The 1,204-nt window shown below is 62.9% G+C and carries 1 protein-coding gene; it reads right to left on the bottom strand.

The window, feature by feature from the left end; all coding sequences use genetic code 11:
* Positions 1 to 15: 15 nt before the first annotated feature.
* A protein-coding gene (locus ACYVAK_RS14660; protein WP_461062322.1) for an IS3 family transposase occupies positions 16 to 1,133 on the bottom strand; the annotation gives its coding sequence in 2 pieces (ribosomal slippage) (positions 16 to 881 and positions 881 to 1,133; 1,119 coding nt in all).
* Between the last annotated feature and the right edge of the window lie 71 nt (positions 1,134 to 1,204).

The following is a 1,204-nucleotide window of genomic DNA, read 5'->3' as shown; positions in this document are numbered from 1 at the left end:
CCGTAACCTCCCCCGTCAAGCAGACAGTTCGAAAGTAGAGCTTCTGGCGTCGTGGTGATTTCGGAACTCGGCGGGCGTCATGCCGCCGAGGGCGTCGTGGGGGCGGTGCTCGTTGTAGTCGATCAGGAAGCGCCACGTGGCCTCACGGACGTCCTCGAGACGGGCAAACAGGTACTGGTCGAGCACTTCTTCGCGGTAGGTGCGGTTGAAGCGCTCGATGTAGGCGTTCTGGTTCGGTTTGCCGGGCTGGATGTACTGGATGGCCATGCCGGCCTGCTTGGCCCATTCGACAAAGGCCTCGCCTAGGAACTCCGGACCGTTGTCGGTGCGCAACATCTGCGGCAGTGGTCGCTCCTGACGGATGCGCTCGAAGATGCGCACCAGACGCAGCGACGTGATCGACGTATCGACTTCGATGTGGATGATCTCGCGGTTGAAGTCGTCGGTGATGTTGAAGGTGCGGAACGCCCGCCCGCAGGCCAGCGCGTCGAGCATGAAATCGGCCGACCAGACCGTGTCGGGATGTTCGGGCACGTACAGCGGCACGCGCTCGCGTTTCGGCAGGCGCCGCTTGGCGGCGCGGCGCAGGTTGAGTTTCATGGCGCAGTACACGCGGTAGATCCGTTTTGGGTTCCAGTGCGGATGGGTCTTCTCAAGCAGCTGGCAGCACTTGCCGAAGCCGCGCGACGGTTTCTGTTCGACCAGCTTGGCCAACGCGGCGATCAGCTCGGCGTCGCGCACCGTCCAGTCCAGCGGCGGTGCGTACCAAGCCGATCGCGAAAGGTCGACGATCTCGCAGGACCGACGCAGGGGCCGCGCATGCACCTCGACGAGGAACCGCACCGCCTCACGCTTCTCCGCCGGCCCTACAGTTTTTTTGCGATCAGGTCTTTCATCGCCGCGTTGTCGAGTGCGAGCTCCGCGTACATACGCTTGAGTTTGGCGTTCTCGGTCTCGAGCTCGCGAACGCGCCGCAGATCAGAGGCCTCCATGCCGCCGTACTTCGACTTCCACTGGTAGTAGGTGGCCGAGCTGATGCCGGCTTGGCGGCAAAGGTCTTTGACCGGCACGCCGGCATCGCCTTGCTTGAGGATCGAGACGATCTGCGTCTCGCTGAACTTCGACTTCTTCATGGAACCTCCTGGCGGGGAAACATGCCAGAAAGCTCTACGTCTCAGGTGTCCGGGATCAGGGGGAGGTTACG

Source organism: Silanimonas algicola, from assembly GCF_054777375.1.
Note: the sequence above shows the minus strand (reverse complement) of the source record. Positions and strands in the feature narration are given on the sequence as shown.